Genomic DNA, 22845 nt, shown 5'->3' on the forward strand with positions numbered 1-22845 from the left:
CAGGCGTGACGCGAAGGCGGAGTTTGGCAGGGACACTGCGGTCATGGAGTTCTGCTTCAGCCGTTCAGGTAGGAAAGCGAGAGCTGGTTGGTCGGATAGCCGGTGGGGCCGGTCCGCTTCGGGTCGGTCGCGTTGAGCACGAAGCCCGCGATCGGCAGCCGCGCGGTGCGGAAGGCCTTCACCGTGGCGGCGACCGCGGCGGACGGCGTGGAGCCCGCCCGCACCACCAGCAGCGTCTCGTCCACCGAGCGGCCGATCAGCAGCGCGTCGGAGACGGCGGAGACCGGCGGCGTGTCCACGATGACGTAGTCGTAGGTGGACCGGGCCGCGACGATCAGCGGGCGCAGGCGCGACGGCTCCAGCAGGTCCTGCGGCGTGGCGTTGGTGCCCTCCGAGGCCAGCACGTGCAGCGGCGAGGAGGGGTCCTCCCGCGTCGCCTGGACCAGGGAGACGCGCTGCTCCAGCACCGCGATGGCGCCGACATCGACCGGCTTCTTGAACAGCGTCCGGGCCAGGTTGCCGCGACGGAAATCCGCCTCGATCAGCAGCACCTGGAAGCCGGAGCTGGCCAGGCTGCGCGCCAGCGACAGGGCGACGCTGGTCTTGCCTTCCGCGGGCAGCGAGGAGGTCACGGCGAGGACCGGCGGGATGCCGCCCTCCCGCGTGGCCAGCATGCTGCGCAGGGTACGAACCGCCTCCGCGCCGATGGAGCGCGGATGGTCGGCCACCTCGTTGGCCAGCGTCATGTTGCGGCGGGCAGGCTTGGGCAGGGCGGCCAGGACCGGCACGCCGATCTCGGCCTCCGTCTCCTCCACCGTCTCGAAGCCCTTGCGGCGGCGGTCGAGCAGCAGCGCGACCATCGCGCCCGTTGCCACGGCCACCAGGATCGCCACGCCCAGGAACATCTTCTTGTTCGGGAAGGCGGGGAACAGGGCCGGCGTGGCGCGGGAGGTGAGGATCGCATCGGCCTGCTGGATGCCGACCTGCGTCGCCACCTGCTTCTGGCGGCTCAGCAGGCTCTCATACAGGGCGCGGGTGGCCGAGGCCTCGCGCTCCAGCCCCATCAGCTCGGCGCCGCTGCGCTCGCTGGTGGCGAGCTGCGACTGCAGGCTCTGCACCGTCTGCGTCAGCTCGGCCACGCGGGTCCGGGCGATGGTCGCCTCGTTGGCCAGGCTGCGCTGGATGCGGGCCTGCTCGGCGCCGATCATGCGCTGGATCTCGGCGATCTGCGCGCGAAGCGGCTGGGCGGTCGGGAGGTTCGGACCGGCCTGACCGGCAACCTCGGCCAACCGGGCCCGGGCCTGCACCTCGGCGTCGCGCAGGCGGCTCAGGGCGTCGGAATTGACCACCTCGGTCACGCTGCCGGCCGTGCTCGGGTCACGGGACTGGCGCAGGCGCGCTTCCCGCGAGGCAAGGTCGGCGCGGGCCTGGGCCAGTTGCGCGGCCACGTCGGCGAGCTGCTGCTGCGCCAGGGTGGAGCCGGCGCGGTTGCCGCCGCCGGCACCGCCGCCCAGGCTGAGCAGGCCGTTGCGCTCGCGATAAGCCTGGATCGCCCGCTCGGACTGGCTCAGCCGGTCGGACAGGGTGGCGACCTCACGGTCCAGCCAGCTCGTGGCGCTGGCCAGGGCCTGGTCCTTCACCGCCCGCTGGCGCGCGATGTAGACCTCGGCATGGCGGTTCGCGATGCGCGCGGCATCGGCCGGGGAGGAGGCCTCGAAGGAGACGGAGATCACATAGGAACGGCCGTCATTGAAGATGGTGAGGCGGTTCCTGTAGGCGTTCACCACCTGCGCCAGGCGGGTGTCCGCGTCCACCGGCTTCTCCTCCTCGGCGGCAGGGAGGATTCCCGCCAGGAAGGGGATGCGCGAGGCGATTCGCGTCAGCAGCGAAGGCTGCGGCAGGAATTCCGGATCGTTGACGAGATCCAGGTCCTTTACGACCTCCCGCGCCACGGCATCGCTGTTCAGGATCTCCACCTCGGTACGCACGACGTTGGAATCCATCGGCGCCGACGGGTTGGCGAGCGTGGCGCTCACTTCGGTGAAGCGGATCTGGCGCGTGTCCAGCGCCACCAGGGCGGTGGAGCGGTAGCTGGCCTGCAGGTTGAAGATGACCAGCGAGGCCAGGCCGACCACCAGGATGAGCCAGACCAGCATGAAGAAGCGGTGGCGCCAGATGGACTGCATGACCATGCCGATCGACATCTCGCGCGGTGCGTTCTGCACGATCTCCGCGCGGACATTCTGGGGCTGGTTGGAACTCGGCAGCATGTTCATGCGGCGTTCTCCGGGCAAATGGCCACTGGATGGGCCGGTTCCAACAATTGAGTGGCCCGCATGGGGCCTCGCGGGATGGCGTGGACGGGGCTCATGGCGTTCTTCCACTCGGAGCGGTTGGCGGCGGACCTGGAATCATGACCTTGGCCGAAGGCCGGGGTATAAAGTCGATCGGCCGCGGCGCCGCACGGGCCGGCGACCGGCTTCTTCGTGCCACGGGCCGAATTCAACCGGAGACTGGGCATGCCAGCCTCATTCTCGCCGCATCTCTTTGATGGAGAGCAAAGAGGCACGCCGAAGCGCGAGGTCATGACTTTGTGGCCTCCAGGTTGTTCCTACGGGTTGTCTCGGCTCCGGTGGCGGTTGTGCCGGGCCAGGGCGGGTTCCGAAAAAGGGTGTGCATGGTTAAGAGACAAAAATCAACATCAAAAATCGTAACGACGTATCATTAATGATACTTTTTTCGTGAGTTTGAGATTGCGGTGTTGTTGTTGTGCGGGAGCAACCTGCTGCATTTATACTTCAAGCGCAAAAAATTCTGTGGACATTATGTTGTAATTACGAAGCAGGCAATGTAATAAACTATTATCACAAAGAAATTTTTTTGAATAGAACAATAAAAAACGCATTGTTTTCAAAAAATTCATGTAGTTATTATATTATTTCTCTCAATTTTATTTTTATTTACTCGTGTTAAGTATTAGAAATTATTTTTTGCTTGAATTAAAAATAGCGCATTATGTAAATCTCATAAATGCTGCATAGCAACAAAGAATAAGTAGAAAATTTCTCCCGAAAAGCGCGAATTTTTCATGCTGACCTGAGGAAATCCTTGCCATAGCCGTCAGTATATTTCCAATGCTCTTGGCTTTCGCCATCTGCCTATGTATTCATCACAGCAACCTTGGCGCGTACTGCCCATGGTTTGCCCGGGAAGGCGGACCCGATCGCCGGTGAAATCGCTGACATTTTGCCGAGAAGCCGCGTTCCAGGCAGGCACCGATGGCCAAGCACGGCAGGTGGCGGGCACGGAACCATTCCCCGGGGAAAGCAGGTCAGGTACCTGGGCCGAGAGGTTGGCAGCCCCCTACCGCCCGGCGCCCTCTATCTCCGCCGAGCCCAGATAGCGGAACAGTGTCTGCTGCCACCATTCGCCCCGCAGCGAGTCGAGGAGGGCCACGTCCAGGGAACGGCGCAGCGCGTTGTCCTCCGGCAGGGCCACGGCGTAGTTCTGCACGTCGAGATTGATGCCGAGAAGCTGGAGGCTGGAGAAATCCTGCCGGATCATCCAGCTCAGTAGGGGGCGATCGTGGACGAAGGCATCGACCTGATGCTTCTGCACGGCCGCCAGCCCCTCCCGGGGGCTGGGGAAGCCGCGCCAACTCACCCTCTGCGCCGTCAGGAACTCCGCGGCGGAGGAGCCCTCCACCACGCCGACCCGCATGCCCCGCAGGTCGTTCACGTTGCGGACCAGGCCCTGCAGGCGCTGGGTGGTGAGGGCGGAGCTGATGCCGGCGATGAAGACCGCGATGGTCACGACCGAAGCGATCATCCAGACCGTGGCCAGGATGCGGCCCGGCGTGGTCACCGGTCCGTCCTGCGCGGCACCGGCCTGGGTCATGGCCACGGCGGACCACCAGACCCCCGCCGTCAGGCCCCGCACGGGGCCGCCACCATAGGGCTTGTTGTGCCGCCGCTCGAACAGCCAGATCAGGACACCCACCGCCAGCGCGATGCCGAGCAGCGCCAGCACCGCCTGCAGGAAGCTGAAGGACAGGAAGGTCCGCAGCACCGGCAGCCAGGCCGTCACCCCCTCGGAGGGCACGGCCACCCCGAGGCCGGTGGCATAGAAGGGCTGGGTGAAGTCGATGACGCGCTTGCGGGCGGCGGTGACGGTGATCGCCGCCACGCCGGCATCGACACGCCCGGCCGCGACCGCATCGACCAGGGCCTGGACGGTCGGCAACTCCTCGAAGCGGTAGCGCAGCCCCATCCCGTCGGCGACATGGCGCCAGAGATCGATGCTGATGCCCTGCCACTGCCCCTCCGCGCTTTTCATCGCGAAGGGGGCCGCGTCCTTCGTGCCGATCACCAGTTCCCGGTCGGCGAAGCCCGGCGGGGGTGCCGCCGGGGCCAGGGCCGGCTGCGCCAGGGCGGGGCCCGGCGGCAGCCAGGCCGTCAGTGCCAGGGCCAGCAGCAGGAAAGCCAGCGGCCCTGGGCGCCGCATCAGAGGGTGCCGGGCGAGGCCGGCAGCGTCGAGGGCGGAGCATCCCGGCGCAGCTCGTCGCGGATCTCCGTCAGCAGCTTCTCGGTCGGCGTCGGCCCGGCGGGCGCCTTCTCCTCCAGCGCGGTGGTGAAGTGGAAACGCGCCAGCAGCTTCAGCAGGAAGAAGATGGCCAGGGCCACGATGCCGAACTTGATGATGGCATTGATGAACCGGCCGATGGCGAGCACCGCGGCGCCGCCGTTGCGCGTGGCTTCGAGCGAGGGCTGCCTTTCGCCGGACAGCACGACGAAGACGTTGGAGAAGTCGATCCCGCCGACCAGGAGGCCGATGATCGGGTTGATGATGTCCTCGACGAGACTGCCGACGATGGTGGTGAAGGCGGCACCAATGACCACGCCGACGGCCAGGTCGACGACATTGCCGCGCTGAATGAAGGTCTTGAACTCGCGCACCCAGGCTGGCTCGCTGACTTTGATCGCCATGGAATCTCGCTTGCTGGAATTGTTGCCGCAAAGAGCCTAGCCATGTTCCTGTGGGCAGCGGAACCCCACGTTGCCGTGCGTGTCTCCAAAGACCATAGGCGGCCGTCTCAGCATTCGATGACATTCACCGCGAGGCCGCCCAGCGAGGTCTCCTTGTACTTGTGCGACATGTCGAGCCCGGTCTGGCGCATGGTCCGCACCACCTGATCCAGGCTGACCAGATGCGCCCCGTCCCCATGCAGGGCGAGGCGCGCGGCGTTGATCGCCTTCACCGCCGCCAGGGCGTTCCGCTCGATGCAGGGCACCTGCACAAGCCCGGCGATCGGGTCGCAGGTCAGGCCCAGATTGTGCTCCAGCCCGATCTCCGCGGCATTCTCCACCTGGGCGTTGCTGCCGCCCAGCGCCGCGGCCAGCCCGGCCGCCGCCATGGCGCAGGCGGAGCCGACCTCCCCCTGGCAGCCGACCTCGGCGCCGGAGATGGAGGCATTGCGCTTGATGATGGCGCCGATGGCGGCGGCGGCCAGGAAGAAGGTCTCGACCCCCGCCGCGCCCGCCCCGGGGACGAAGCGTTCATAGTAATGCAGCACCGCCGGCACGATCCCGGCCGCACCGTTGGTGGGCGCGGTCACCACCCGCCCGCCGGCGGCGTTCTCCTCGTTCACCGCCAGGGCATAGAGGTTCACCCAGTCCATGCCGATCAGCGGGTCGGCCTCGTTGCGCCCCTCCCGCGCCTGCAAGGCGCGCCACAAGGCCGGGGCGCGGCGGCGCACCCGCAACCCGCCGGGCAATTCGCCTTCCCCGCGCAAACCGCGTTCGACGCAGGCGCGCATCGCCGCCCAGAGGCGCGCGATCCCGGCGGAGACCTCGGCGGCCGGGCGCAGGCTTTCCTCGTTGGCCCGCATCAACGCGGCGATGGACAGGCGAGCCCCCGCCGCCCGGGTCAGCAGCTCCGCGGTATCGGCGAAGGGGTGCGGAACCTCCGGGACGCCGCCGGAGGCATCGGTGGGCGCCTCCTCCGCCGCGCCGACGACGAAGCCGCCCCCGACCGAGAAGTATTCCCGCGCGAGGCCCTCCGATGAGCCCCCTGACCAGGCGGTGAAGCGCAGCCCGTTGGGGTGGCGCGGCAGGCTCTCGCGCATGTGGAAGACGAGGTCCTGCGCCGGGTCGAAGGCGATCTCCCGCCCATCCGGCAGGGGCAGGCGGTGCGTGGCGCGGAGCCGCCGCACCCGTTCCGCCGCCTCGTCCGGGTCGATTGTGTCGGGCTGGGCGCCGGTCAGGCCGATCAGCACCGCCGTATCCGTGGCATGGCCGCGCCCGGTCAGGGCCAGGGAGCCGAACAGCTCTGCCCGCAGCCGCGCGATCCGCAGCCCGGCTCCCGCTGTTTCCTCCAGAAAGCGCCGCGCGGCCACCATCGGCCCCACCGTGTGGGAACTGGAAGGGCCGATGCCGATCCGGAACAGGTCGAACAGGCCGATGAAACTCTGCCGCGAAGAGGTCACGCCGGACGGTACTCCCTGACAGGGCTGATCGCAGTCAACAGCATCCGCCCGCCAGCCTACATCGCCGGGCCGCCTGCCGTCGCCCCGGTGCCGCGATTCCGCCGGGGCCGCCCGCCATCTCCCCTATCGCCGGCCGGCCCGGGCGGACTGCGCTGCGGCCTCGGCACGCAGCATCTCCAGGAACCGCGCCGCCAGCACGGCGACGGGCCGGCCGGGCGGGGCCAGCACGTTCACCGGGAATTCCACCGTCGGCTCCAGCGGGCGCAGCACCACCCGCCCGGCGAACTGCGCCGCCGTGATGGCCTCCACCACGGTAAAGCCCAGCCCTTCCGCCGCCATGGCGCAGGCGGCCGCGGCATTCTGCGTCTCGGCCACCGGGACGGGCGCCACACCGTGCCGCTCGAAGAGCTCGTCCACCAGGTCGCGCAGCCGGTACTGGCGCCCGAGGGAGATGCAGGGCTCCCCCTGGAGCTCCGCCAGCATCACGCGCCGCCGCCGTGCCAGGCGGTGCCCAGGCGGCAGGACGAGGATGCCGGGCAGGCGGATGGGCTCCGCCACGGCACTGGCCGGTGCGGCCGAGAGCGACAGGGCGAAGCCCAGATCGGCCAGACCGCCCGCCACCATCTCATGCACCTCCAGCGAACTGGCCACCGTCACCGAGACACGGAGCTGCCGCACCTGCCGTGCGAAGCGGGCCAGCACACTGGGGACGAAGCTGAAGCCGAAGGAGGGCAGGGTGGCGACACGCAGCTCGCCCATCCCGCCGCTCCGCATGTCGTTGGCGATCCGGTCCATGCGGGTGGCGGCGGCGAAAAAGCGTTCCGCCTCCGCCTCGAAGCGCCGCGCCTCGTGCGTCGGCGTCAGGCGGCGGCGGCTGCGGTCGAAGAGGGCAAGCCGTGTCTCCTCCTCCAGCGCCCGCAGCAGCTTGGTCACGGCGGGCTGCGACAGGCTCAGCATCTCCGCCGCGCGCGTGACCGAACCGCTCTGCATGACGGCACGGAATGCTTCCAGCTGGTGCAGTCGGCGGGGCGTCATGGCGGGTTCGCTACCTCAGGGAATGAAACCGGGACGATTATGAATTTGCGCTTCCGTTCCCGCCAATGCCAGCCTGGAAGGCATGCGGGACCGATCCGGTGCCGGGATGCATGGGTTTTGGGCGATGCGCCTTTCGCACGTGCAGCAACGGATCGGGCGTCCGGGGATGGCCCGGGGATGGCAGCAGGGAAGACGACAATGATGCGCAGACTGCTTCTGGCGGCGACGGCCCTGATGGGGGCGTCGATCGGTGCGGCGGGCACAGCCTCGGCGCAGGACCGGCTCGTGGTGGCGGCCTATGGCGGCTCCTACGAGAAGATCATGCGGGAAAGCGTGATCCCGGAATTCGAGAAGGCGAACAACGTCAAGGTCGATTACCTCGCCGGCAACTCCTCGGACAGCCTGGCACGGCTGCAGGCCCAGCGCGGGCGGCAGGAGATCGGCGTCGTGCTGCTGGATGACGGGCCGATGGCCCAGGCCGTCTCGCTCGGCTTCTGCCAGCAGGTCTCGGACCGGAAGGCGCTGGACAGCGTCTATCCCATCGCGGTGATGGGCGGCGGCAAGGCGGTGGGCACCGGCTTCGGCTATACCGGCATCGCCTACAACGCCGACCTGTTCAAGCAGCGCAACCTGCCGGTTCCCGCCTCCTGGATGGATCTGGCGAAGCCGGAATACAAGCAGCGCCTCTCCATCCCCGGCATCGACAACACCTATGGCCTGCACACGCTGGTGATGATGGCCCGCGCCAATGGCGGCGGCGAGAACGACATCGCTCCGGGCTTCAAGGTAATGCGCGAGAAGATCAACCCGAACGTGCTCGCCTATGAGAGCAGCCCGGGCAAGATGAGCGAGATGTTCCAGTCCGGCGAGATCTGGCTCTCCGTCTGGGGCTCCTCCCGCGTCGCGGCGATGAAGGAATCCGGCTTCCCGCTGGAGATCGTGCGGCCCAAGGAGGGCGCGGTGGTGCTGATGACCGCGACCTGCGCCGTGGAGGGCGCGCCGAAGCCGGAGCTGGCGCAGAAATTCGTCGCGCACCTGCTCTCGCCCGCCGTGCAGGTGGCCTTCTCCACCTATTACGGCTCCGGCCCCACCAACAAGGAGGTGAAGCTGCCCGAGGATGTCGCCAGGCGCGTCATCTATGGCGAGGACCAGGTGAAGCAGCTCGTCACCATGGACTGGGACGTGATCAACAAGAACCGCACCGAGTGGACGCGCCGCTGGCAGCGTGAGGTCGAGCGCTGAGCATGGCGCCCGCCTTTCTGGAACTGGACGGGGTCGGCAAGCAGTACGGCCCCGTCACGGCGGTGCAGGACGTGACCATCCGCGTGGCCCAGGGGGAGTTCCTGGGCCTGCTCGGCCCCTCCGGCTGCGGCAAGACCACCACGCTGCAGATGATCGCGGGCTTCGAGGCGCCGAGTGCCGGGCGCATCGTGCTGGAGGGCCGCGACCTCGCCGCCGTGCCCGCGGCGAAGCGCGGCATGGGCATCGTCTTCCAGTCCTACGCGCTCTTTCCGCACATGACCGCGGCGGAGAACGTCGCCTTCGGGCTGGAGATGCGCAAGGTGCCGAAGGCGGAGCGCGCGAAGCGGGTGCGCGAGGCGCTGGACCTTGTTCATCTCGCGCACCTGGCCGACCGCTTCCCGCGCAACATGTCGGGTGGGCAGCAGCAACGCGTGGCCCTGGCGCGCGCCCTGGTGATCGAGCCGCGCCTGCTGCTGCTGGACGAGCCGCTCTCCAACCTCGACGCCAAGCTGCGCGAGGAGATGCAGGTGGAGCTGCGCGAGCTGCAGCGCCGCGTCGGCGTCACCACCGTCATGGTGACGCATGACCAGCACGAGGCCATGGCGCTCTGCGATCGCGTGGCGGTGATGCAGGGCGGGCGGCTGATGCAGATCGACGCGCCCTGGCGTGCCTATGAGGAGCCGGCGGGCGAATTCGTCGCCGACTTCCTCGGCCGCAGCAACCGCCTGCCGGCCCGTGCCACCGGGCGGGGCGAGGCCGAGGCCGGCGGGCACCGCTTCGCCCTGCCGCCGGAACTCGCCGCCGCCCCCGGTGACATCCTGCTGACCATCCGCCCGGAACGCTTGCGCCTGCGTCCCGCCACCGAGCCCGGGCTGCGCGGCGAGGTGCATTCGCGTGTCTTCCTGGGCGGCTCCTGGCTCTACCGCGTCGATACGGCGCTGGGCGCGGTCATGGTGACGGCGCAGAACACCGGCGCCGCGCCGGTCGAGGAAGGCTCCCCCGTTTCCCTGGACTGGGACGCGCACAGCCTGCGCCGGCTGGCGGCATGAGGGGGGCGGTATGAGCAGGCGCCTCGCCTCCCCCTTGCTGCTGACGCTGCCCTCGGGCCTCGTCTATGCGCTGGTGCTGCTGCTGCCGCTGATCGGCGTCGCTGTGCTCAGCCTGCAGGGCTTCGATTTCGACAAGGGCATCCTGCCGCGCTGGAACCTGGCCAACTACGCCGACCTAGCCACGGATTCGCTGTTCCGCGAGGTGCTGGAGCGCACCTTCCGCCTTTCCCTCGTCACCACCGCCATCTGCCTGCTGATCGGCGTGCCGGAGGCCTGGATCGTCCACCGCATGGCGCCGCGCTGGCGCGGGCTGATGCTGCTGGTGGTGGTCGGGCCGCTGCTGGTCTCCGTCGTGGTGCGGACCTTCGGCTGGATGGTGCTGCTCGGCACCAACGGGCTGGTCAACGACGCGCTGGTGGCCATTGGCATCCCCGGCGCGCCCTTCCGCCTGATGTTCACCGAGCTCGCCATCGTCATCGGCCTCGTCCATGTCATGGTGCCGCTGGTGGTGCTGTCCGTCTGGGCCAGCCTGGGGCGGCTCGACCCCGCCCTGGCCCGCGCGGCGGAAAGCCTCGGCGCCGGGCGCCTCACCACCTTCCGCCGGGTGATCCTGCCCAACATCATGCCGGGCGTTCTCGGCGGCGCGCTGATGGTCTTCTGCCTCTCGGCCTCCGCCTTCGCCACGCCCGCCATGCTGGGCGGCAAGCGGCTGCGCGTGGTGGCCAGCATGGCCTACAACGAGTTCCTCAACACGCTGAACTGGCCACTGGGCGCCGCCATCGCCGTGCTGCTGCTCATTGCCATCCTGCTCTGCACGTTGCTCTGGACGCGGCTGGTGGAACGCCGCGCGCTGCGCCGGCTGGGAGTCGGGGCATGAACCGCAACGGTCCGCTGTCCCTGGCCTTCCACTGGCTCTTCATCGCCTTCATCCTGGCGCCGCTGGTGGTCGTGATCCTGGTCTCCTTCACCGACAAGGGCTTCATGGCGATGCCCTTCGACGGTGCATCGCTGCGCTGGTACCGGGCCATCGCCGAAAATCCGCAGTTCCTGGACAGCTTCTGGGTCAGCCTGCAACTCGGCCTCGTCTCGGCCACGCTTTCCGCGCTGATCGCCGTACCGGCGGCGCTGGCCATCGCACGTGGGCGCTTTCCTGGCCGCGACGCCATCGCGGCCTTCCTGGTCTCGCCGCTGATGATCCCGCATGTCGTGCTGGGCGTGGCGCTGCTGCGCTTCTTCTCCGGCCTCGGCCTCGCGGGCTCCTTTGCCGGGCTGGTGGCGGCGCACCTGATCGTGGTGACACCCTACATGGTGCGGCTGGTGACCGCCGGCCTCGCCGGTCTCGACCCGCGTGTCGAACGCGCCGCCGAGAGCCTGGGCGCCGGGCGCCTCACCGTCTTCCGCCGCATCACCCTGCCGCTGATCCTGCCCGGCGTGGCGGGGGGCTGGATCCTGGCCTTCATCACCAGCTTCGACGAGCTGACGGTGAGCCTCTTCCTTGCCTCGCCCTCCTCCACCCCGCTGCCGGTGCGGCTCTTCACCTATATCGACCAGATGACGGACCCGCTCGTGGCCGCCGTCTCCGCCGCGCTGATCGGGCTGACCGCGCTGGTGCTGGTGGTGCTGGATCGGTTCTACCCGATCGATCGTCTGCTGACCGGGGAGCGGCGGTGATGCGCGTTGCGTTGTCCGGCGTCTCGCCGTCCCGGGGGCAAGGCTCCGCCTTTCCCCCTGACCCCCTATCCGCCAGGAACCTGAGGTTCCTGGACCTCCCATTCGCTGATTCCAGCTGTTGCCGGATCGCGCCGAAGGGCCTCGCCCTTCGGCAACTGCCGGTGCCACGCGCGCTGAGGCCGGTCTGTTACTTCCATGAGTCCCGCCTGTCCGCCAAAGCACCGGAAATGCATCCGGCCCCGGCGTTCCAGGCGGCGCCAAACTCAGGCGGGGTCCGGGGAGACACTCTCTCCCCGGCGGAGGGGGGCTGGGGGAGGCAGAGCCTTCCCTGGGGCCCGACAAGGCATCCCCGCTGCAACAAGGACGATAACCGATGAGCACCCACGACGCGATCGTGGTGGGCGGCGGGCTGGTGGGCACCGCCATCGCCTATGGCCTGGCGAAGCAGGGCCTCGCGACGCTGCTGCTGGATGAGGGCGATGTCGCCCACCGCGCCAGCCGCGGCAATTTCGGCCTGGTCTGGGTCCAGTCCAAAGGGCTGGGCGCGCCGCACTACCAGCGCTGGACGCGCGGCTCGGCCGAGGAATGGCCGGCGCTGGCGCGGGAGCTGGCGGAGCGCACCGGGCTCGACACGGCGCTGCACCAGCCGGGCGGCCTGCACATTTGCCTCTCCGAGGAGGAGTTCGAGGCCCGCGCCGGCTACATGGCGCGGCTGCAGCGGGAGGCCGGGAATCTCGGCATGGAATACCGCATGCTGCGCCATGCCGAGGTCCGCGACATGATGCCCGGCATCGGCAAGGCGGTCGTGGGCGCGAGCTGGACGCCCTATGACGGCCATGCCAGCCCGCTCTACCTCCTGCGCGGGCTGCACGCCGCCTTCCGCGAGGCCGGAGGCGTGTACAAGCCGAATGCGAAGGTCGAGGAAAGCACCGCCGCGCCGGGGGATTTCTCGGTGACGGCGGCGGGCGAGGCGCATCGCGCGCCGCGGCTGGTCCTGGCGGCCGGGCTGGGCAACCTGGAGCTGGCGCCGCGCTTCGGCCTTTCCGCGCCGGTGCGGCCGCAGCGGGGCGAGGTGCTGGTGACGGAGCGCACCCGCATGCTGCTGCCCATGCCCACCACCACGGTGCGGCAGACCGACGAGGGCTCGGTGATGATGGGCGACAGCAAGGAGGAGGCGGGCTACGACAGCCTGACCCAGACGCCCGGCATCATGCGCGGCATGGCACGGCGCGCGGTGCTGTCCTTTCCCTGGATCGCCGAGCTGAACATCGTGCGCGCCTGGTCGGCGCTGCGCATCATGTCGCCGGACGGGCTGCCGCTCTATGAGCAGTCCGAACGCTTCCCCGGTGCCTTCATCGCCAACTGCCATTCCGGCGTCACCCTGGCCGGGGCGCATGCCAACCGGCTGGCCCCGATGATCGCCGCCGGCGAGCTTCCGCCGGAGATGGCCCCCTTCAGCGCAAGGCGTTTCAACGATGTTCGCACAGCGGCCTGAGGCCCGCGCGCCCGGCGCGGCGCAGGTGGAGGTCTTCGTGGATGGGCGCAGCGTGCAGGTGCCGGAAGGCGCTTCCGCCGCCGCCGCCGTGCTGCTGGCGGGCCTTCCCGCCATCCGCAGCACGCCGGTGAAGGGCTCGCCGCGCCTGCCCTACTGCATGATGGGCGTCTGCTTCGATTGCCTCGCCGAGATCGACGGCGTGGCCAACCGGCAGTCCTGCATGGTGACGGTGGCGCCGGGCATGCGGATCGTGCCGCAGCAGGGCGCGCGCCGGGCGCGGCCGGAGATGGTGGGGGAGGGCGCGTGATGGCCGCCGGTTCCATTGTCGATCTGGCCATCGTCGGTGCCGGTCCGGCCGGCATGGGCGCCGCCATCGAGGCGGCGGCACTGGGCCTTTCCGTGACCGTGCTGGACGAGCAGCCGGCGCCGGGCGGGCAGGTCTTCCGCGCCGTGGAGGCCGCCTCCGGCGACCCGGCCCTCCAGGGCGAATTCGCCACCCAGGGCGCCGCGCTGGCGCGCCAGTTCCGGGCCACGAAGGGCATCGGCTACCGCCCCTCCACCACGCTCTGGCACCTCGACCGGCAAGCCGGGCTGCTTTCGGTGCTGCATGGCGGCGCTTCCTCGGAGATCGAGGCGCGGCGCGTGCTGCTGGCGACCGGAGCGCAGGAAAGGCCGGTGCCGATCCCTGGCTGGACGCTGCCGGGCGTGATGGGCATGGGCGCGGCGCAGATCCTGCTCAAGACTGCGGGCGCGGTGCCGCAAGGGCCGGTGGTCCTGGCCGGGCAGGGGCCGCTCACCTGGCTGCTGGCGGTGCAGCTCCTGCGCGCCGGGGCGGGGCCGGTGACCCTGCTGGAAACCACGCGCGGCGGCGCGGCCGGGGTCGGGCTGCGGCATCCCGGCGGGCTGTGGAACGGGCGCGGGCTGCTGCTCAAGGGCCTTGCCCTGGTGCGCGAGGCGAAGCGACGCGGGCTCAGGGTGGTGCGCAACGTCCGCGGCCTCCGTGCCGAGGGCGAGGCGCGGGTCGAGCGCGTGCGCTGGGAGAGCGGCAGCCTGCCCTGCGACACCCTGCTGCTGCATGAGGGGGTGATCCCCTCCACCCATGTCTCGCGCGCCATCGGGCTGGAGCACCGCTGGGACACGGCGCAGCTCTGCTGGCGCCCGGTGCTCGACGCCTGGGGCGCCACCAGCCAGGAGCGCATCGCCATCGCGGGCGATGGCGGTGGTATCGGCGGCTGGGAGGCGGCGCTGGCCACCGGGCGGCTCGTGGCTCTGGACGCGGCACGGCGGCTGGGCCGGATCTCCGAGGCCGAGCGCGACCACCGCGCCGGACCGCATCACGCCGCCCTCGCCGCCGCGCTGTCGCTGCGCCCCTTCCTCGATGCGCTCTATGCCCCGGCACCGGAGGTTCTGGCCCCGCGCGACGACGCCACAGTCGTCTGCCGCTGCGAGGAGGTCACGGCGGGGCAGGTCCGCCTCGCCGCCCGCCTGGGTGCCACCGGTCCCAACCAGGCCAAGGCCTATCTGCGCGCGGGCATGGGACCCTGCCAGGGGCGGATGTGCGGCACCACCGTGGCGGCGCTGATCGCCGCGGAGCGGGGCATCTCCATCGAGGATGCCGGGACCCTGCGCCCCCGCGCGCCCTTCAAGCCGCTGACGGTGGGCGAGCTCGCTGCCCTGCCGCCGGAGGAAGTGGCCTGAGCGCCTGCCGCCGCCGGCATCCGGCGGCGGCAGGCAGCAGGGCACTTCCCGCTGACCGGGTGGCCGGAGGCGCCGCCCGGAATTCCTGCCACCAACCGAAAGTCATTCCATGATCCGACGCCATGCCCGCACCCCCATCATGCACCGCGTGGTGGAGCATAACGGCGTGCTGTATTTCGGCGGCATTGTCGCCGACGACCGTTCCCTTTCCATGAAGGGCCAGACTGCGCAGATCCTGGCCAAGGTCGGCAAGCTGCTGGAGGAGAACGGCAGCGACAAGGGCAAGGTCCTGGCCGCCACGCTCTACATCACCGACATGGCGCTGAAGGACGAGATGAACGCCGCCTGGACCGAATGGTTCGGCGCGGAGGACCTGCCGACCCGCGCCACCATCGGCGTCGCCGATCTCGGACCGGACACGCTGATCGAGGTGGTGGTCACCGCCGCGCGCGGCTGACCGGTCCACGTCGCGCTCCGGGTTGGCCCCCGGGGGAGAGGCTCTGCCTCTCGCCCCGGACCCCCTCTTCGCCGGGGACCGAAGCCGGTCCCCGGACCCCGGGCTTGCGTTGGCTCCACATGGTGGCCGTCAGCCCTCGGGTTGATCCCTGGGCGCAGGTGGAGACACGGGGTGCCTGAAAAGAAAGACACCGTGTTGAAGGGCAAGAGGGATGAGAGGGTATACGTGCTCCCGACCGAAAGCGGGCCATCGCTTCCGTCCACGATGTCAGTTTGCTTCCACGCTGATTGGCAAGCAGATGTGGCACTCCACGCCTTCGGGATGGAAGCCGAGCTTCACCGTGCCGCCGAGATCATGCACCAGCCCGCGTTCCAGCAGCCTCGAACCGAAGCCACGGCTGGGCGGCGGGATAACGGGCGGGCCGCCGTGCTCGCGCCACAGGATGTCCACGAACCGGCTGCCCCCCTTGCCCTTGCGCAGGCTCCAGCGGACAGCCACGCCGCCCTCGGGCACCGACAGCGCGCCGTACTTCGCCGCGTTGGTGGCCAGCTCGTGGAAGGCCAGCCCGAGCATCTCCACCGCGCTGGCCGGCAGCCGTACCGGCGGCCCTTCCAGGGTCACGCGTTCGGCGTCGCCGTAAGGCAGCAGTGCGCGCTCCACCACCTCGGCCAGCGGAGCCCCGTCCCCGTCGCCGCTGGTGAGCAGCTCGTGCGAGCGCGCCAGGGCGATTAGCCGGGCGGTCAGCACGTCCCGCACCTCCGGGCTCACGCCGGCCCGGTGCAGGGTCTGGCCCGCGACCGCCTGTACGGTGGCCAGGACGTTCTTTACCCGGTGCCCCATCTCGGCCAGCCGCAATGCCCGGCGCTCCTCCTCGGTCCGGCCCGCGGTGTCGTCGCGGAACACGTTGAGGAAGCCCTCCACGCGCCCGTCGCCGTCGGTCAGCGGCATCATCGACCCGCTGGCCCAGAAGCGGGCGCCGTCACGCCGCAGGTGCCAGCGCTCGTTGAGCGCGCGCCCGTGCTCCCTCGCCCGGCACAGCTCGCCCACGAATACGCCGGCGGCGCGGTCCTCAGCGGTGAAGAACACCTCGCCCGAGCGGCCGAGGATTTCGGGCTCAGCGTAGCCCAGGATGGCGCGTGCCCCGGCGTTCCAGCCGGTGATCCGCCCGCCGAGGTTCATAGTGATCACGGCGTAGTCGGTCGCGCTGTGCAGCAGCCGCTCGGCGTGCTCGAGCTTCGCCCGCAGGATCCTGTTCTCGGCTCTGAGGGCCGCGACAGAGTCGGACGATAGCTCATCAGGCTGATGCCCGCCTCCGTCCACCCAGGGTGAGGACGTCTCGGAGGAGGTGTGCCCGTCCAGGTTCGGTGTGGCACCGGTGGCAGGCTCCGTCGACACTCGCAGGCTCCACGTAACACGTTCGCAGGGCCTCTCCCCTGCCAGTCACGGCAGCGGTTGACTGTCGGCTTCCGTACACTTGGCACGGGCAAGCCAGCATCATCGGATCCAACTGGGGGAGATGCGATTCACCAATAATTCTGGGCCGAGGGTTTGCTCAAGACCTTCTGTCCCCTATGTCTTGGGCATCACCTGCGGAGACCCTCCGGCGCGGGTGGCTGAGAGATGCCAAGCGCTCCCGCCGACACCTGTCGCCTGGGATCTGTTCTTGGCCCATTCGTCCACGCCCGTGCCGCGCAACCGTCTGCTCGCTGCCCTCCCAGCCGAGAGCCTCAATAGGCTCTGGCCCCAGCTGGAGCCGGTCGAGATGGCCGTCCGGCAGAACCTGATGATGCCGGACGAGCCGATCACGGCGGTCTACTTTCCCGAGGTGGGCTGGGCCTCGATGCTGGCACTGCTGGCGGACGGCAACTCCGCCGAGGTCGGCCTCATCGGCAACGAGGGCATGATTGGCCTGCCACTGTTGCTGGGAGTTGATAGCGGCGCCGTGGAGGCCCTGGTGCAGGGACCCGGTACCATGCTGCGGCTGGGCGCCAGCGCCTTCCAACAGTCCCTGGAGGAGATCCCCGAGCTGGAGCGGCTGCTGATGCGCTACGCCCTGGCCTTCCAGGAGCAGGTCACCCAGACCGCGGCCTGCAACGGCCACCACGCCTTGGACCAGCGGCTGGCGCGCTGGCTGCTGATGTCCCACGACCGGGCCGAGGGCGGCGAGTTCCCGATGACGCAGGAATTCCTCGCCCTGATGCTGTGCGTGCACCGTCCTGGCGTCACCGTGGCGGCTCGGCTGTTCCAGCAAGCTGGACTGATCCGCTACGGCCAGGGCCGGATCGTGATCGCCGATCGCGACGGCCTCGAAGCCGTCGCCTGCGAGTGCTACGGCGCCGTACGGCGCCGCTTCGGTCACCTGCTAGGTTTGGCCAAGGGCTGACCGTGTCTGCTCGTTAAGGGCCTTTCGGAAGCGGCTTGCCGCCGAAGCTAAGTCTGCTGTCCACCTTACCCGGCGCTTCCCCGGATTAGATGACCGTCATGGTTCTCGGCTTTCAATGCAAAAGGCTTTTGCGATCGAACTATCGCGTGCGCGAAGACCAGGAGCTTCCGAGCGATCACCAATAGAATGACTTTTGGGGGCTTACCCGCCGCCCTCATGCGCTGCACGAAGTCGGCCAAGGCAGGTTTGCGGCGCCTGCTGCTAAGCGCACACATGTACAGCGCACGACGAAGGCGCTCCGATCCCATCCTGCTGATGCGGCCTGGGCGGCGTACTGTGCTGCCGGAGCTGTACTCCTGAGGGGACAAACCGGCAAAGGCTGCAAGGGCCTTCGGGGGGAACCTATCAATGTTTGGCACTTCGGCCAGCAGCACAGGGGCAGTGACTGTCCCGATCCCTGGTATGCTCAATAACAGCTCATGGTTACGGCTCAGCACAGGATCGGATGCCACCGCTTCCTGCACCGCATTCATGACAGCTTCGATCTCCCGATCCAGCCAATCCAGGTGAGCCGCGATCGAAGCAGCAACCGCAGGTGATGCTGTTCCGGACTTCTGGCGATTTATCTCCTGGACTCTTGCGACCTTCAGCCCCTCGCAGCGGCGCACCAATTCGCGCAACCCCCGCAGGTGAGTGGCCGGTGGCACCCAGGCCGAAGGGTCATGTGCCCGGCAGGACCGGGCGATTGAGGCTGCGTCCAGTTTGTCGGTCTTGTTGCGCGGCAGTTCGCTTTGCCCGTAGGCCTTGACCCGCATACCGTGTCCACGCCCGTGGCACCGGCAGTCCGCCGGAGAGCCATGCTCTCCGGCGCGATCCGGCGTCAGCGAGAACCAACTCATCGGGTCCAGGGCACGCAGTGTCCTGGCGAATAAGGGGGTCCGGGGGAAAAGGCGGAGCCTTGTCCCCCGGGACAGCGCAACGCCAGACCGTGAAGCGCGACCCGGTGGGCGGCGCCTACCGGCTCAGAGGCCGAGCAGGCCCGGCAGGCCGCCGATATCGGGGATCTCGTGGTAGCCGTAGAAGGTGTTGCCGCGCGGCTCGTGCCCGCGGTTGACCCAGGCCTTCATGGTGATGCCGAGGTCATGAGCCGTCATCAGGTCGTAGCGGAAGCTCGACGAGACATGCAGCACCTCCTCCGGCCGGGTGCCGAGCCGGTCGAGCATGTATTCGAAGCCCTTCATGCGCGGCTTGTAGGACTGCGCCTGCTCGGCGGTGAAGACAGCGTGGAAGGGTGCTTCCAGCTTCGCCACGTTGCTGTGGATCTGCTCGTCCGAGGCGTTGGAGAGGATGACGAGCGGGAATTCCTTCGCCACGCGCTTCAGCGGCTCCGGCACGTCCGGATGTGGCCCCCATCCCGGCACGGCGCGGTAGAAGACGTCGCCGTCGCCCTCCTGGCTGGCAATGCCGTGCTTGCGGCAGGTGCGGCGGATGGCGTTGTCCAGCACCTCCGCATAGGGCTTCCAGGCGCCCAGCACCTCGTCGAGGCGATAGGCGCTGAAACTGCCCAGGAAGGCGTCCATCTCCGCTGCCGGCACGCGGCCGGCGAAATGCGCGCGCGCCACCTCCCCCATCCGGAAGTTCGTCAGCGTGCCGTAGCAGTCGAAGGTGATGAAGCTGGGGCGCAGGCGGGGCATGGGGCGCTGCCTTTCCATCCGAATCCGGCGCTGGCCGGGACGGGGGCGATCCTATCCGCGAAGCCCGGGCCGCGTGCATTCCCCTTTGGCGGAGCGGCGCGAAAACGGATGCCCTTGCCGCCGTCCCGCCTCTATGGCTGTTCCTCCGGTGCCGGCGCCTTCCTGGGGGGCCTCTCCGGTGAGCATGGCGAGATCCGAGGAGTGACGCATGGCCAACCGGCAGGAAAGCCCCCCGCCCGGCGGCGCGGTCGCGCGCCCCATCCTGCGCTCCCTGGTCCTGTCGGACCTGCCGGCGGCCCGGGCCCTTTCCGCCGCCCAGGGCTGGCCGCACCGGGAAGAGGACTGGCGCTTCGTCCTCGGACTCGGCGAAGGGGTGGCGGCGGAGCATGACGGACAACTCGCCGGCACAGCGCTCGGCTGGCGCTATGGGCCGGGCTTCGCCACGCTCGGGCTGGTGATCGTTTCCAAGGCGGCGCGGGGACGCGGCATCGGCCGCGCGCTGACCGCAGCCGTGCTGGACCGGCTGGGACGCCGCACCGTGCTGCTGAACGCCACGCGCGACGGGTTGCCGCTCTACCGCTCCCTGGGCTTCGCACCGGGATGGGAGATCCGCCAGTTCCAGGGCGCATCCTTCTCCCCGCCATCGGTGGCGCCACCGCCCGGGCACCGGCTGCGCCCCCTGGACCCCCGCGACGGCACCATGCTGGCGGCGCTGGACGAGCGCGCCACCGGCATGCCGCGCCAGGCGCTGATCGCGGCGCTGCTGTCCGTGGCGGAGGGCGTGGTGCTGGAGCGGGAGGGCGAGGCGGTGGGCTTCGCGCTGCTGCGCCGATTCGGCCATGGGCAGGTGATCGGCCCGGTGGTGGCGCCGGACGAAGGCGGCGCGCGGGCGCTGGTCGCGCACTGGCTGTCCTCGCGTCCCGGGCAGTTCATCCGGCTGGACGTGCCGGCGGAAACCGGCCTGCCCGGCTGGCTGCGGAGCCTCGGGCTGGAGGATGCCGGGCCCGCCACCGGCATGGCGCACGGCACGCCGCCACGCCTGGACGGCACGCTGCGCCGCTTCGCCCTGGTCAGCCAGGCACTGGGCTGAGGACCGCGGGAGCGCCGGAGCCGGTGTGGGGCGAGGCCGACGGGAAGCGCGGCCGGATCAGCCCGCCCGGCCGCCCTCGCGCACCGTCTGCACGAAGGCGGCGATCAGCGCCGGGTCCTTGACCCCGCGCGCGCGCTCCACGCCCGAGGAAAGGTCCACCCCCGGGGCGCCGGCCTGCCGCACCGCCGCCGCGACATTGCCCTGGGTGAGCCCCCCGGCCAGCAGCCAGGGGCGCGGGATGTCCCGTCCGGCCAGGAGGCGCCAGTCGAAGGTGACGGCATTGCCGCCGGGGAGGGTGGCCCCGGCGGGCGGCTTGGCGTCGAGCAGGAAGCGGTCCACCACAGGGGCGTAGCCGGCCAGGGCGGCGAGGTCCTCCGGCACGGCGATCCCCAGCGCCTTCATCACCGGCAGGCCGAAGCGGGCACGCAGCGCGGCGCAGCGTTCCGGGGTTTCCGCCCCATGCAGTTGCAGCATGTCCAGCGGCACGGCGGCGAGCACGGCCGCCACCGCCTCCTCGGAGGGATCGACGAAGAGCCCCACCCGCAGCGGCCCGCCTTCCGCGGCGGCAGGCGCCAGGGCGGAGAGCTCGGCGGCCCGTTCCGGCGAGATCGCGCGGGGCGAGGGGGGAAAGAAGACGAAGCCCAGCATCTCGGCCCGCGCCTCGCGCACCGCCGCCATGGCGGCGGGGTCGTTGATGCCGCAGACCTTGACCAGCGTCATCGCCGGGACCTCAGGGCGCGTCGCCCAGCGGGGCGAGTTCCGCCACCACCGCCCGTGCCGCCGCCACGGGGTCCGCGGCATTGGTGATCGGGCGGCCCAGCACGATCCAGTCCGCACCGGCGCGGATCGTGTCGGCGGGCGTGGCCACGCGCGACTGGTCGCCCGGTTCCGCACCGGCGGGCCGCACCCCCGGCACCACCAGCATCGGCCGGTCGCCGAAAGCGTTGCGGATCAGCGCGGCCTCGTGCGGCGAGCAGACCAGCCCGTCCGCCCCGGCCTCCAGCGCCAGCCGCGACAGGCGCAGCACCTGCTGCGACGTGCCGCCGGACACGCCGGTCTCGGCCAGCATGGCGGCGCTCAGGCTGGTCAGCACCGTCACCGCCAGGATGGCCGGGCGCGCCTCGCCGCCAGCCTCCTCCGCCGCCCGCCGCGCCGCCGCCACCATGGCCGCCCCGCCCGCCGCGTGGATGGTCAGCATGGCCGGCCGCACCGCACAGGCCGAGCGGACCGCGCCGGCCACGGTGTTGGGGATGTCGTGCAGCTTGAGGTCCAGGAAGACCGGCATCTCCCCGGCCACGTCGCGCACCGCGCCGGGTCCGGCAGCCACGAAGAACTCCAGCCCGAGCTTCAGCAGCCCCACCTCGGGCGAAAGGTGCCGCGCCAGGCTGGCGGCCTTCGCCGGGTCGGGCGTGTCGATGGCCACGATCAGTTGCTTCCGGCCGGGGCGGGGGCGGGCGATCAGGGGCATAGGCACCTCGGGGGCAACGGGACGGGTCTGGATCGCCCCTTGCCTCGGGGCGGGCATGGGCGGGAGGCGAAGGAGGAAGCCGGCCGGATCGCGCGGTGCGGAAGCAGGTCCGCTCCGGCCCGGCCGGCTGCCGGGGTTATAGGGGCTCGCTCAGGGGGCCGGTAGCGCAACCTTGGCGGGGCGGCGTCCCATCGCCTCGCCGCCCTCCGGCACCTGCCGCGCCACCTGGGCCCGCAGCTGCGCCAGTTCCGATTCGAGCTGTCGCACCGTCTGGGCCAGGCGCCGCGCCCGCCGGCGGGCGCCCAGCGAGGCCATCCAGGTCACCAGCGCGCCCAGCAGGAAGGCGAAGGCAGAAACCGACAGCACCGCGACGGCGAGCGGCGTTTCCCAGGCGAGGTCGAAGGGCCAGAAACGGACAGGGACCGGCGCCGTGTTCGACAGGGCGAACAGCACCAGGACAAGCAAAAGGGGCCCGATCAACAGCCAGCGCCACATCGTCTTCGTCACTCCGCTTCTGTTTCAGCCCCGCCGATCCCCAGGCTTCCGGAGAAGTGCCCCCCTTGGGCCGCAGGGGCAAGGCCCTCGGGGCGTCCGGAAGGGCAAAACGGGGAGAGGCCGGCTCCGCTGCCAGGAAAGTGCCGGGAACGAGGGGTGCCGGGGGCACCCCGGGGGCCGCCTTCCGGCTCCGCCTGGCCGGGCCTGTGGCCGCGCGCCCTGGCGGTGCCGCGACCCGCGCCCGTGACCGCGCCTCAGTCCCCGGCGACCGGGCGTTCCTTGCCGCCCCGGCTCTGCAACGGGCCGCCATTGACCCGTTCCCGCAACTCCTTGCCCGGCTTGAAATAGGGGACCGCCTTGCCGGTGACCTCCACCGCCTCGCCGGTGCGGGGGTTGCGGCCGGTCCGGGGATCGCGGCGCTTGGCGGTGAAGGCGCCGAAACCGCGCAACTCCACCCGGTCGCCCCGTGCCAGGGCGGCGGAGATTTCCTCCAGGATGGTGGCCACGATCAGTTCCACATCGGGCTGGCGCAGATGAGGGTTCGCCGCGGCCAGCGCGGCGATCAACTCCGATCTGGTCATCCC

At 70.1% G+C, this 22845-nt stretch carries 22 protein-coding genes; 10 read left to right on the plus strand and 12 right to left on the minus strand.

Going from position 1 to position 22845, the window contains the following annotated elements:
• Window positions 1-56: 56 nt before the first annotated feature.
• From BT98_RS0120925 to BT98_RS0120950, 5 genes are all read right to left on the minus strand, one after another.
• On the minus strand, window positions 57-2276 hold the full coding sequence (locus tag BT98_RS0120925; protein WP_019462023.1) for a GumC family protein: 2220 nt from the start codon (window positions 2274-2276) through the stop codon (window positions 57-59).
• Window positions 2277-3363: 1087 nt separating this feature from the next.
• On the minus strand, window positions 3364-4503 hold the full coding sequence (locus BT98_RS0120935; RefSeq protein ID WP_019462024.1) for a transporter substrate-binding domain-containing protein: 1140 nt from the start codon (window positions 4501-4503) through the stop codon (window positions 3364-3366).
• On the minus strand, window positions 4503-4985 hold the full coding sequence (mscL, locus tag BT98_RS0120940) for a large-conductance mechanosensitive channel protein MscL (protein ID WP_019462025.1): 483 nt from the start codon (window positions 4983-4985) through the stop codon (window positions 4503-4505). The genes BT98_RS0120935 and mscL overlap by 1 nt, the downstream gene beginning before the upstream one ends.
• 107 nt (window positions 4986-5092) lie before the next feature.
• Window positions 5093-6484: an L-serine ammonia-lyase gene (locus BT98_RS0120945; protein WP_019462026.1), complete on the minus strand. Its 1392-nt coding sequence runs from the start codon at window positions 6482-6484 to the stop codon at window positions 5093-5095.
• A 123-nt stretch (window positions 6485-6607) separates the two neighbouring features.
• On the minus strand, window positions 6608-7519 hold the full coding sequence (locus BT98_RS0120950) for a LysR substrate-binding domain-containing protein (protein ID WP_037251932.1): 912 nt from the start codon (window positions 7517-7519) through the stop codon (window positions 6608-6610).
• 201 nt (window positions 7520-7720) lie between these two features.
• On the opposite strand from BT98_RS0120950, the gene BT98_RS0120955 reads away from it, so the two are divergent.
• The 8 genes from BT98_RS0120955 (at window position 7721) to BT98_RS0120990 (ending at window position 15131) form a co-directional block, all read left to right on the plus strand.
• Window positions 7721-8761 (plus strand): ABC transporter substrate-binding protein, encoded by a 1041-nt coding sequence (locus BT98_RS0120955; RefSeq protein WP_026033355.1) that lies wholly within the window; start codon window positions 7721-7723, stop codon window positions 8759-8761.
• A 2-nt stretch (window positions 8762-8763) separates the two neighbouring features.
• Entirely contained in the window at window positions 8764-9810 is a 1047-nt protein-coding gene (locus BT98_RS0120960; RefSeq protein WP_019462029.1) for an ABC transporter ATP-binding protein, read from the plus strand.
• Between the two features lie 10 nt (window positions 9811-9820).
• Window positions 9821-10687, plus strand: a complete 867-nt coding sequence (locus BT98_RS0120965) for an ABC transporter permease (protein WP_019462030.1) — start codon at window positions 9821-9823, stop codon at window positions 10685-10687.
• Window positions 10684-11481, plus strand: a complete 798-nt coding sequence (locus BT98_RS0120970; RefSeq protein WP_019462031.1) for an ABC transporter permease — start codon at window positions 10684-10686, stop codon at window positions 11479-11481. The genes BT98_RS0120965 and BT98_RS0120970 overlap by 4 nt, the downstream gene beginning before the upstream one ends.
• A 373-nt stretch (window positions 11482-11854) precedes the next feature.
• Entirely contained in the window at window positions 11855-12976 is a 1122-nt protein-coding gene (locus BT98_RS0120975; protein ID WP_019462032.1) for an NAD(P)/FAD-dependent oxidoreductase, read from the plus strand.
• Window positions 12957-13283: a (2Fe-2S)-binding protein gene (locus BT98_RS25545; protein ID WP_019462033.1), complete on the plus strand. Its 327-nt coding sequence runs from the start codon at window positions 12957-12959 to the stop codon at window positions 13281-13283. Before BT98_RS0120975 ends, BT98_RS25545 begins: the two co-directional genes overlap by 20 nt.
• Window positions 13283-14674 carry an FAD/NAD(P)-dependent oxidoreductase gene (locus BT98_RS0120985; RefSeq protein WP_019462034.1) on the plus strand — a complete coding sequence of 464 codons (1392 nt, stop codon included), beginning with the start codon at window positions 13283-13285 and terminating at the stop codon, window positions 14672-14674. Before BT98_RS25545 ends, BT98_RS0120985 begins: the two co-directional genes overlap by 1 nt.
• 109 nt (window positions 14675-14783) lie before the next feature.
• Window positions 14784-15131: a RidA family protein gene (locus BT98_RS0120990; RefSeq protein WP_019462035.1), complete on the plus strand. Its 348-nt coding sequence runs from the start codon at window positions 14784-14786 to the stop codon at window positions 15129-15131.
• 267 nt (window positions 15132-15398) lie between these two features.
• Here the strand turns inward: BT98_RS0120990 and BT98_RS0120995 are convergent, their stop codons facing one another.
• A complete protein-coding gene (locus BT98_RS0120995) occupies window positions 15399-16526 on the minus strand; it encodes a sensor histidine kinase (protein WP_239370906.1) in 1128 nt (375 codons plus the stop codon).
• A 268-nt stretch (window positions 16527-16794) separates the two neighbouring features.
• Here BT98_RS0120995 and BT98_RS25550 point away from each other — a divergent pair, with 268 nt between their 5' ends.
• Window positions 16795-17514 carry a Crp/Fnr family transcriptional regulator gene (locus BT98_RS25550; protein WP_037251933.1) on the plus strand — a complete coding sequence of 240 codons (720 nt, stop codon included), beginning with the start codon at window positions 16795-16797 and terminating at the stop codon, window positions 17512-17514.
• A gap of 65 nt (window positions 17515-17579) precedes the next feature.
• On the opposite strand, the gene BT98_RS26950 is transcribed toward BT98_RS25550, so the two are convergent.
• Both BT98_RS26950 and BT98_RS0121005 read right to left on the minus strand, forming a co-directional pair.
• Window positions 17580-18329, minus strand: coding sequence for an IS110 family RNA-guided transposase (locus BT98_RS26950; RefSeq protein WP_076970188.1), 750 nt, complete (start codon window positions 18327-18329; stop codon window positions 17580-17582).
• 207 nt (window positions 18330-18536) lie between these two features.
• The gene (locus BT98_RS0121005; RefSeq protein WP_019462920.1) at window positions 18537-19208 is read right to left on the minus strand and encodes a haloacid dehalogenase type II; all 672 of its coding nucleotides are present in this window, start codon (window positions 19206-19208) and stop codon (window positions 18537-18539) included.
• A gap of 208 nt (window positions 19209-19416) precedes the next feature.
• On the opposite strand from BT98_RS0121005, the gene BT98_RS0121010 reads away from it, so the two are divergent.
• Complete coding sequence (locus tag BT98_RS0121010) at window positions 19417-20298, plus strand: GNAT family N-acetyltransferase (RefSeq protein WP_019462921.1); 882 nt, start codon at window positions 19417-19419, stop codon at window positions 20296-20298.
• Window positions 20299-20355: 57 nt separating this feature from the next.
• Here the strand turns inward: BT98_RS0121010 and BT98_RS0121015 are convergent, their stop codons facing one another.
• From BT98_RS0121015 to ihfB, 4 genes are all read right to left on the minus strand, one after another.
• Window positions 20356-21018 carry a phosphoribosylanthranilate isomerase gene (locus BT98_RS0121015; protein WP_019462922.1) on the minus strand — a complete coding sequence of 221 codons (663 nt, stop codon included), beginning with the start codon at window positions 21016-21018 and terminating at the stop codon, window positions 20356-20358.
• A 10-nt stretch (window positions 21019-21028) separates the two neighbouring features.
• The gene (pyrF, locus tag BT98_RS0121020; RefSeq protein ID WP_019462923.1) at window positions 21029-21766 is read right to left on the minus strand and encodes an orotidine-5'-phosphate decarboxylase; all 738 of its coding nucleotides are present in this window, start codon (window positions 21764-21766) and stop codon (window positions 21029-21031) included.
• A 150-nt stretch (window positions 21767-21916) separates the two neighbouring features.
• The gene (locus BT98_RS25555; RefSeq protein ID WP_237719418.1) at window positions 21917-22273 is read right to left on the minus strand and encodes a LapA family protein; all 357 of its coding nucleotides are present in this window, start codon (window positions 22271-22273) and stop codon (window positions 21917-21919) included.
• A 242-nt stretch (window positions 22274-22515) separates the two neighbouring features.
• The gene (gene ihfB / locus BT98_RS0121030) at window positions 22516-22842 is read right to left on the minus strand and encodes an integration host factor subunit beta (RefSeq protein WP_019462925.1); all 327 of its coding nucleotides are present in this window, start codon (window positions 22840-22842) and stop codon (window positions 22516-22518) included.
• Window positions 22843-22845: the final 3 nt, after the last annotated feature.

This window comes from Roseomonas mucosa ATCC BAA-692 (genome assembly GCF_000622225.1).
GTDB classification, from domain to species: Bacteria; Pseudomonadota; Alphaproteobacteria; order Acetobacterales; family Acetobacteraceae; genus Roseomonas; species Roseomonas mucosa.

Bases quoted from the DNA above. Each gene is read 5' to 3' on its own strand.
- BT98_RS0120975 (WP_019462032.1), top strand. From the start codon at position 11,855: ATGAGCACCCACGACGCGATCGTGGTGGGCGGCGGGCTGGTGGGCACC.
- BT98_RS0120950 (WP_037251932.1), bottom strand. From the start codon at position 7,519: ATGACGCCCCGCCGACTGCACCAGCTGGAAGCATTCCGTGCCGTCATG.
- BT98_RS0120990 (WP_019462035.1), top strand. From the start codon at position 14,784: ATGATCCGACGCCATGCCCGCACCCCCATCATGCACCGCGTGGTGGAG.
- mscL (WP_019462025.1), bottom strand. From the start codon at position 4,985: ATGGCGATCAAAGTCAGCGAGCCAGCCTGGGTGCGCGAGTTCAAGACC.
- BT98_RS0120935 (WP_019462024.1), bottom strand. From the start codon at position 4,503: ATGCGGCGCCCAGGGCCGCTGGCTTTCCTGCTGCTGGCCCTGGCACTG.
- BT98_RS0121005 (WP_019462920.1), bottom strand. From the start codon at position 19,208: ATGCCCCGCCTGCGCCCCAGCTTCATCACCTTCGACTGCTACGGCACG.
- ihfB (WP_019462925.1), bottom strand. From the start codon at position 22,842: ATGACCAGATCGGAGTTGATCGCCGCGCTGGCCGCGGCGAACCCTCAT.
- BT98_RS0120960 (WP_019462029.1), top strand. From the start codon at position 8,764: ATGGCGCCCGCCTTTCTGGAACTGGACGGGGTCGGCAAGCAGTACGGC.
- BT98_RS25545 (WP_019462033.1), top strand. From the start codon at position 12,957: ATGTTCGCACAGCGGCCTGAGGCCCGCGCGCCCGGCGCGGCGCAGGTG.
- BT98_RS0121010 (WP_019462921.1), top strand. From the start codon at position 19,417: ATGGCCAACCGGCAGGAAAGCCCCCCGCCCGGCGGCGCGGTCGCGCGC.
- BT98_RS0120965 (WP_019462030.1), top strand. From the start codon at position 9,821: ATGAGCAGGCGCCTCGCCTCCCCCTTGCTGCTGACGCTGCCCTCGGGC.
- BT98_RS0120970 (WP_019462031.1), top strand. From the start codon at position 10,684: ATGAACCGCAACGGTCCGCTGTCCCTGGCCTTCCACTGGCTCTTCATC.
- BT98_RS0121015 (WP_019462922.1), bottom strand. From the start codon at position 21,018: ATGACGCTGGTCAAGGTCTGCGGCATCAACGACCCCGCCGCCATGGCG.
- BT98_RS26950 (WP_076970188.1), bottom strand. From the start codon at position 18,329: ATGCGGGTCAAGGCCTACGGGCAAAGCGAACTGCCGCGCAACAAGACC.
- pyrF (WP_019462923.1), bottom strand. From the start codon at position 21,766: ATGCCCCTGATCGCCCGCCCCCGCCCCGGCCGGAAGCAACTGATCGTG.
- BT98_RS0120955 (WP_026033355.1), top strand. From the start codon at position 7,721: ATGCGCAGACTGCTTCTGGCGGCGACGGCCCTGATGGGGGCGTCGATC.
- BT98_RS0120925 (WP_019462023.1), bottom strand. From the start codon at position 2,276: ATGAACATGCTGCCGAGTTCCAACCAGCCCCAGAATGTCCGCGCGGAG.
- BT98_RS0120985 (WP_019462034.1), top strand. From the start codon at position 13,283: ATGGCCGCCGGTTCCATTGTCGATCTGGCCATCGTCGGTGCCGGTCCG.